Raw genomic sequence first — 7968 nt, 5'->3', positions numbered from 1 at the left:
CTCCGCGGCGCGCACCGGCTGCGGCGCCTCGCCCTCGCCGTCGGCCGCGCCGCGCGCGGCGGGGGCCCGCCGCGCGCCGTACCGGCGGTGCACCGCCTGCTTGGTGACGCCGAGGGCCGACCCCACCGCGTCCCACGAGAAGCCCAGCGAGCGGTCGAAGTCCACGGCCGCCGTCACCAGCGTCTCGATGCTGTCCCGCAGCTCCTGGGCGAGCCGCACGGTGGGCGCGGGGGCGCGTCCGTAGACGACGAACCCCGCCGAGGGGCCGGTGCGCCGCGGGCGGTAGACGTTGCCGAGCTGGGCGGTGAGCGTGCGCAGCGCGTCCACCTGTCGGCGGACCCGCTCGATGTCCCGCACCAGGAGGTGCAGGCTGGCCCGGGCCTGGGCGTCGTGGGTTGCGTGGTCGGCCATGAACAAGCCTTTCGAGCCGGCGTGGAAACCGTAGAGGGGAAGGGTGGAAGGGGGTGAAGAGCGGGTTGTAGGGACGAAAGGGGCGGTGTGGGGGAGGGTCAGGGGACGGACGGGGAAAGGGGGGAGTGGAGGGACCGGGACTGGCACCGCGGCGGCAGCCCATTTCGGTCAATCCGTCTTGACCAACGCGCCACCCGCCCCGTCGGTCACGGTCCGGGGAGTGCGCGGCGCGGCGCGTACGCCCCCTTCGCGCGGTCGCCGCTCGCGGACCCGGGACGCCCGCGGTCCGTGTCCCCGCCCCGCTCCACGCGCCGCTGGTAGGCTGACTGCCCGCCTTCGCGCGGCCACGGCCCGGCCGCGCCCGCGTCCCTGGTGCCGCCCCGCGTGCGAGAGTTGGTCCGTAGCATCCATGAGGCTCGTCTTCGCCGGTACTCCCGAGGTCGCCCTGCCCGCCCTCGACGCCCTGATCGCTTCGGACCGGCACACGGTGGCGGCCGTCGTGACCCGCCCCGACGCCCCCGCGGGGCGCGGCAGACGGCTGGAGGCGAGCCCGGTGGCGCAGCGCGCCGAGGAGGCCGGCATCGAGGTGCTCAAGCCCGCCCGGCCGCGTGACGCGGACTTCCTGGCCCGGCTGCGGGAGATCGCCCCCGACTGCTGCCCGGTGGTCGCCTACGGCGCCCTGCTGCCCAGGGCGGCCCTGGACATCCCCGCGCACGGCTGGGTCAACCTGCACTTCTCGCTGCTGCCCGCCTGGCGCGGCGCGGCGCCCGTGCAGCACGCGCTGCTCGCGGGCGACGAGGTGACGGGCGCGTCCGCCTTCCAGATCGAGGAAGGGCTCGACTCGGGGCCGGTGTTCGGGGTGGTGACCGAGGCCGTGCGCCCCACCGACACCAGCGGCGACCTGCTGACCCGGCTGGCCCTCGCGGGCGCCGGGCTGCTCACCGCCACCATGGACGGCATCGAGGACGGCGCGCTCAAGGCCGTGCCGCAGCCCGCCGACGGCGTGTCCCTGGCCCCGAAGATCGGCGTGGAGGACGCGCGGGTCGACTGGTCCGCGCCCGCCCTGCGCGTCGACCGGCTGGTGCGGGCCTGCACCCCGGCGCCCGGCGCGTGGACCGTCTTCCGCGGCGAGCGGGTGAAGCTGGTGTCCGTGGCGGCCGTGCCCGACCGCGCGGACCTGGCGCCCGGCGAACTGGCCGTCACCAAGAAGGCGGTGTACGCGGGCACCGGCAGCCACGCCGTGGAGCTGGCGTGGGTGCGGCCGCAGGGGAAGAAGCCGATGTCCGGGGCGGACTGGGCGCGCGGCGCGCGGATCGCCGCGGGCGAGCGGCTGGGCGGCTGAGCGGCCCGGAGGCGGCCCGCGACCGGTCCCCGGCCGGCCCGGAGGGGGCCCGGAGGCGGCCTTCGCCGCCGGGCGCGGGCGGCGCGTAAGGTGGAGCCTCGTTCTCGCCGATCTCCTCGATCTTCCTCGTCCGGAGCGCATCACCCGTGACCCCGCAGGCACGCCGCCCCCGCCCCGCCAAGCCCTACCGCCGCCCGAAGCGGGACCCGGTGCGCCTGCTCGCCTACGAGGCGCTGCGGGCCGTCGACGAGCGGGACGCGTACGCCAACCTCGTCCTGCCCCCGCTGCTGCGCGCGGCCCGGGAGAGCGGCACCATCGACGCGGGCGACGCCGGCGGCCGGGACGCGGCGCTGGCCACCGAGCTGGTCTACGGGACGCTGCGCCGCCAGGGCACCTACGACGCGATCCTCGCGCGGTGCGTGGACCGGCCGCTGCGCGAGGTGGACCCGCCCGTACTCGACGTGCTGTGCCTGGGTGCCCACCAGCTGCTGGGCACCCGCATCCCGCCGCACGCGGCGGTGTCGGCCAGCGTGGAGCTGGCGCGGACCGTACTGGGCGACGGGCGGGCGAAGTTCGTCAACGCCGTGCTGCGCAAGGTCGCCTCCGACGACCTCGACGGCTGGCTCGCGCGGGTCGCGCCGCCGTACGAGGACGACCCCGAGGAGCACCTGGCGATCGTCCACGCGCACCCGCGCTGGATCGTCGCCGCCCTGTGGGACGCCCTGGGCGGCGGCCGGGCGGGCATCGCCGGGCTGCTGGCGGCCGACAACGAGCGGCCCGAGGTGGTCCTGGCCGCCCGCCCGGGCCGGTCCACGGCCGGCGAGCTGCTGGCGGCGGCCGGCGAGCGGGGCGCGCTGCCGGGCCGCTGGTCGCCGCACGCGGTGCGGCTGTCCGAGGGCGGCGACCCGGGCGGCCTGGACGCGGTGCGCGAGGGCCGCGCGGGCGTGCAGGACGAGGGCAGCCAGCTGGTCGCCCTGGCCCTGGCGAACGCGCCTCTGGAGGGCCCCGACCGGCGCTGGCTGGACGGCTGCGCGGGGCCCGGCGGCAAGGCGGCGCTGCTCGGCGCGCTGGCCGCGGGCCGCGGCGCCGCCCTGACCGCCGCCGAGAAGCAGCCGCACCGGGCCCGCCTGGTCGCGCGGGCGCTGGCCGGCAACCCGGGCCCGTACCAGGTGGTGGTCGCCGACGGCACCCGCCCGGCGTGGCGGCCGGGCACCTTCGACCGGGTGCTGGTCGACGTGCCGTGCACCGGGCTCGGCGCGCTGCGCCGCCGCCCCGAGGCCCGCTGGCGGCGCCGCCCGGAGGACCTGGACGGCTTCGCGCCACTGCAACGGGCCCTGCTGCGCGAGGCGCTGTCCGCCGTGCGGACCGGCGGCGTCGTCGGATACGTCACGTGCTCGCCGCACCTGGCCGAGACCCGCGTGGTGGTCTCGGACGTACTGCGCGGGCGGGCGGGGCCGGTACCCGCCGCCGAGCGGGTCGACGCCCGGCCGCTGCTGCCGGGCGTGCCCGCGCTCGGCGACGGGCCGGACGTCCAGCTGTGGCCGCACCTGCACGGCACGGACGCGATGTACCTGGCGCTGCTGCGCCGCACCGGCTGACGCCCGCGGGCTCCCGGCAGGCCCGCCCCGGCGGGCAGCGCCGCAGGTCCCCGGGGCCGCGGCCGGTGCGCGGGCGTGGCAGGCTGGGGGCCATGGCCGTGCAGATCAACCCCAGCATCCTGTCCGCAGACTTCGCCCGCCTCGCCCAGGAGGCCGAGGCCGTTCAGGGCGCCGACTGGCTCCACGTCGACGTCATGGACAACCACTTCGTCCCCAACCTGACCCTCGGCGTGCCGGTCGTGGAGTCCCTGGGCAAAGCCACGGACACCCCCCTGGACTGCCACCTGATGATCGAGGACCCGGACCGCTGGGCGCCCCAGTACGTCGAGGCGGGCGCCGGGTCGGTCACCTTCCACGTCGAGGCCGCCGCCGCGCCCGTACGGCTGGCCCGGGAGATACGCGCCAAGGGCGCGCGCGCGTCCATGGCGCTCAAGCCCGCCACGCCCGTCGAGCCCTACGAGGACCTGCTGCCCGAGCTGGACATGCTGCTGGTGATGACGGTCGAACCCGGCTTCGGCGGGCAGGCGTTCCTCGACATCATGCTGCCGAAGATCCGCCGCACCCGGGAGCTGATCGCCCGGCACGGCCTGGAAATCTGGCTGCAAGTGGACGGGGGGGTTTCCGCGGAGACGATCGAGCGGTGTGCTGAGGCGGGAGCCGACGTGTTCGTGGCGGGCTCCGCGGTCTACAGCGCGCAGGATCCGGCCAAGGCCGTCCGGGAGCTGCGCGCCCTGGCCGAGGCGTCCGCGGCCCGGGAGGGCCGGTGATGTGGACGTCGTCCCACCGCACGGTGAACTCAAGGGTAAAGGGCAGACCAAGGCCACCGTTTCTGACAGGATGAACGGTGAGTCCAGGAAGTGAACAGAAGACATAAGGAGACCGCGGTGCCGACGGGCCGTGCAGCCACGCGGATGGGACCCGCCGAGCTGGTACAGGCGGCGGCCATGGCGCGCCGTTTCTATCTCGAAGGCAAGTCCAAGATCCAGATCGCCGAGGAGTTCGGGGTCAGCCGCTTCAAGGTGGCGCGCGTGCTGGAGACCGCCCTGGAGCGCGACCTGGTCCGCATCGAGATCCGGGTCCCCTCCGAGCTGGATGCCGAGCGCTCCGACGCGCTGCGTGCCCGGTACGGTTTGCGGCACGCGGTCGTGGCCGAGTCGACGGCCGACACCACCGAGGACACCGCCGACCCGGAGAACCTGGGCGAGGTCGCCGCGGAGCTGCTGGGCGAGCTGGTCACCGAGGGGGACGTGCTGGGGCTGGCCTGGGGCCGCTCCACGATCCACATGGCCGCCGCCCTGCACCAGTTGCCCACGTGCACGGTCGTGCAGCTCACCGGGGTGTACGACGCGGGCGCGGCCGAGCGCGGCTCGGTGGAGGCCGTGCGCAGGGCGGCCGCGGTCTCCGGCGGCGAGGCGCACCCCATCTACGCGCCCATGCTGCTGCCCGACACGGCCACCGCCCGCGCCCTGCGCCTCCAGCCGGGCATCGCCCGCGCCTTCGAGTACTTCGACAAGGTCACCGTCGCGGCCGTGTCCATCGGCTCCTGGGAGGCGGGCATCTCGACGGTCTACGACATGCTGCGGCCCGACGAGCGCGCCCACTACGCGAACCTCGGCGCCACCGCCGAGATGTCCGCCCACCTGTTCGACGCGGAGGGGCGGCGGATCGGCCGCGACCTGGGCGAGCGGTGCATCACCGTCGAGGCCGACCGGCTGCGCCGCATCCCCGAGGTCGTCGCCATCGCGGGCGGCCGCCGCAAGGCCGCGGCGATCGGCGCCGTGCTGCGCTCGGGCCTGGTGACGAGCCTGGTCACGGACACCGCCGCCGCCGACTACCTGCTGCTGGAGACCGGCCCCGGCCCCCGCCCCGCGCTGGACCGGGCCGACCCCGACGGGCCGTAGCGCCCCCCGGGCCGGGCCCGCGCCGGGCCCGGGCCGCACCGCGGCCGGCCATGGGAGACTGAAACAGGTGCGTCTTTCCGGCCTGCCGCCGCGTGCGGGCCGGCTGCCGAGTGACGGGGAGTTTCCGCGCGTGCGTTTCCTGAACGACACCCAGCCCCCCTACGACCTGACCTACGACGACGTGTTCATGGTTCCAAGCCGGTCGGCGGTCGGCTCCCGGCAGGACGTCGACCTGTCCTCCCCGGACGGCACCGGCACCACCATCCCGGTCGTGGTCGCCAACATGACCGCCGTCGCCGGCCGGCGGATGGCCGAAACCGTCGCCCGCCGCGGCGGCCTGGTGGTCATCCCGCAGGACATCCCGCTGGACGTGGTCGCCGACGTGGTCGGCTGGGTCAAGCAGCGGCACCTGGTGCACGACACGCCCATCGTGCTCGCCGCCGCCTCCACCGTCGCCGACGCGCTGTCCCTGCTGCCCAAGCGCGCCCACGGCGCGGGCGTCGTGGTCGAGGACGGCCGCCCGGTCGGCGTCGTCACCGAGTCCGACCTCACCGGTGTCGACCGCTTCACCCAGCTCGCCGAGGTCATGTCCCGCGAGCTGGTGCTCCTGGACGCGGACATCGACCCCCGGGAGGCGTTCAACCGCCTCGACGCCGCGCACCGCAAGCTGGCCCCGGCCGTGGACGCCGACGGCCGCCTGGTCGGCATCCTGACCCGCAAGGGCGCCCTGCGCGCCACGCTCTACCGGCCGGCGGTCGACGCGGCCGGCCGGCTGCGCGTGGCCGCCGCCGTCGGCGTCAACGGCGACGTGACCGGGCGGGCCAAGGCGCTGTTCGACGCGGGCGTGGACACCCTCGTGGTGGACACCGCGCACGGCCACCAGGAGTCCATGCTCGCCGCCCTGCGGGCGGTGCGCGCCCTGGACCCGCCGGTGCCCGTCGTGGCGGGCAACGTGGTCTCGGCGGAGGGCGTGCGCGACCTGGTGGCGGCCGGCGCCGACATCGTCAAGGTCGGCGTCGGGCCCGGTGCCATGTGCACCACCCGCATGATGACCGGCGTGGGCCGCCCGCAGTTCTCCGCCGTGCTGGAGTGCGCCGCCCAGGCGCGCGCGCTGGGCCGGCACGTGTGGGCCGACGGCGGCGTGCGGCACCCGCGCGACGTGGCCATGGCGCTGGCCGCGGGCGCGTCCAACGTGATGATCGGCTCGTGGTTCGCCGGTACGTACGAGTCGCCGGGCGACCTTCAGCACAGCGCCGACGGGCGGCCGTACAAGGAGAGCTTCGGCATGGCCTCCGCGCGGGCGGTGCGGGGCCGCACCCGCGAGGACTCGGCCTACGACCGGGCCCGCAAGAGCCTGTTCGAGGAGGGCATCTCCACCTCCCGGATGTTCCTGGACCCCGTCCGGCCCGGCGTCGAGGACCTGATCGACTCGATCGTCGCGGGCGTGCGCAGCTCCTGCTCGTACGCGGGCGCCTGCACCCTGGAGGAGTTCCGCGAGCGGGCCGTGGTCGGCGTGCAGAGCGCCGCGGGCTACGCCGAGGGCAAGCCGCTGCACGTCAGCTGGACGTGACGCCGCGGCGGGACGCCCGGTCGGCGCGGGTGCCGGGCGCGGCCTCGGGCCCGGGGCGGCTCAGGGCAGCGGCGTGAGCAGGACGCGGCCGACCAGGCCCACGCTCGCGTCGACCCGCTCGGCCAGCTCCGCCGCCAGCTCCGGCATCCCGCGCAGCCCCCACAGCGCGCGGAAGGCGGACCACGCCGCCTCCCGCGCCCGCAGCAGGCTCCACGAGCCCACCAGGTGGGTGAGCGGATCGACCGCCTCCAGCGGGTCGGGGCCGGGCATCAGCTCCTCCCTGACCCGCTCCTCGATCCGGGTCAGCAGCAGCCCGACCCGGTCGAAGTCCGCCGCCAGGGCGGGCGGCTCCGCCCCGCGCGCCCGGCAGGTGTCCACCAGGGCGAGCGCCAGGTCGTGGCCGATGTGCGCGTTGATCCCGGCCAGCGCGAACTGGAGCGGACGCACCCGCGCCCGCTCGCGCGCCGCGAACAGCGGCCGCCAGCAGGCGGGCGGCCGCCGCCCGGCCGCCGCCGCGTCGACCGCCGCCAGGTAGCGGCCGGCGAACCGCACGTCCAGGTCCTCGGTCGCCGCCGCGTCCCCGAAGTACCCGGCCGCGAGGGACCGCCCGACCTCCTCGGTGACCGACAGGTACACCCGGTTGAACACCCCGACCCCGTCCCCGGGCGGCAGCGCGGCGTCCAGCNGCCGCGTCCCCGAAGTACCCGGCCGCGAGGGACCGCCCGACCTCCTCGGTGACCGACAGGTACACCCGGTTGAACACCCCGACCCCGTCCCCGGGCGGCAGCGCGGCGTCCAGCGCCCGCATGCGCGCCACCACGCTGGCCACGCGCTCTCCGCCGGCGGCGGTCCGCGCGGCCGGCACGGCGTCCACGGCGTGCACGGCTTTCGCGGCGGCCTTGACGGTCTTCGCGGCCTCGGCGGTCTCGGTGGCCTCCACGGTCTCCGGGGGCGGCGGGCCGGGAACGGGCCCCTCGCAGGTCGGCATGGCGACAGCCTGGCAGGCGGCCCCCGCCGAACCGCCGCCGTTCGCCCCGCTTCGCCCGAACGGGCGAGCTTCCTCGGCCTTCCCCGGGCGGGTGGCGCGTGCCCCGGCGCGTACGGGCGGGGCGCGCGCCGGTACGCCGCCGGTCCCGGGACCGGCGG

7 protein-coding genes and 1 pseudogene are annotated in these 7968 nt (G+C 76.7%); 5 read left to right on the top strand and 3 right to left on the bottom strand.

Annotation, left to right across the window (positions count from 1 at the left end):
• Positions 1–411 (bottom strand): hypothetical protein (locus tag RKE29_RS25745; protein ID WP_312008033.1); only part of this gene is annotated, 411 nt, incomplete at its 3' end.
• A gap of 409 nt (positions 412–820) precedes the next feature.
• Here RKE29_RS25745 and fmt point away from each other — a divergent pair.
• The 5 genes from fmt to RKE29_RS25720 all read left to right on the top strand — a co-directional run bounded on the left by fmt (position 821) and on the right by RKE29_RS25720 (position 6822).
• Positions 821–1753, top strand: a complete 933-nt coding sequence (gene fmt, locus RKE29_RS25740) for a methionyl-tRNA formyltransferase (RefSeq protein ID WP_312008032.1) — start codon at positions 821–823, stop codon at positions 1751–1753.
• Between the two features lie 146 nt (positions 1754–1899).
• Positions 1900–3351: a transcription antitermination factor NusB gene (locus RKE29_RS25735; protein WP_312008031.1), complete on the top strand. Its 1452-nt coding sequence runs from the start codon at positions 1900–1902 to the stop codon at positions 3349–3351.
• A 92-nt stretch (positions 3352–3443) separates the two neighbouring features.
• Positions 3444–4118, top strand: a complete 675-nt coding sequence (gene rpe / locus RKE29_RS25730; RefSeq protein ID WP_312008030.1) for a ribulose-phosphate 3-epimerase — start codon at positions 3444–3446, stop codon at positions 4116–4118.
• A 144-nt stretch (positions 4119–4262) separates the two neighbouring features.
• The gene (locus RKE29_RS25725; RefSeq protein WP_312008036.1) at positions 4263–5252 is read left to right on the top strand and encodes a sugar-binding domain-containing protein; all 990 of its coding nucleotides are present in this window, start codon (positions 4263–4265) and stop codon (positions 5250–5252) included.
• A 130-nt stretch (positions 5253–5382) separates the two neighbouring features.
• Positions 5383–6822 (top strand): GuaB1 family IMP dehydrogenase-related protein, encoded by a 1440-nt coding sequence (locus RKE29_RS25720; RefSeq protein ID WP_312008029.1) that lies wholly within the window; start codon positions 5383–5385, stop codon positions 6820–6822.
• A 60-nt stretch (positions 6823–6882) separates the two neighbouring features.
• Here the strand turns inward: RKE29_RS25720 and RKE29_RS25715 are convergent, their stop codons facing one another.
• Together RKE29_RS25715 and RKE29_RS30870 are read right to left on the bottom strand one after the other, a co-directional pair.
• Positions 6883–7506: a DUF5995 family protein gene (locus RKE29_RS25715; RefSeq protein ID WP_312008034.1), complete on the bottom strand. Its 624-nt coding sequence runs from the start codon at positions 7504–7506 to the stop codon at positions 6883–6885.
• Between the two features lie 49 nt (positions 7507–7555).
• A pseudogene (locus RKE29_RS30870) lies at positions 7556–7630 on the bottom strand (hypothetical protein); the annotation flags it as partial.
• Between the last annotated feature and the right edge of the window lie 338 nt (positions 7631–7968).

The sequence above is a fragment of the Streptomyces sp. B1866 genome, assembly GCF_031932565.1.
Taxonomy (GTDB): Bacteria; Actinomycetota; Actinomycetes; order Streptomycetales; family Streptomycetaceae; genus Streptomyces.
This window is presented reverse-complemented; position numbering and strand designations above follow the sequence as displayed.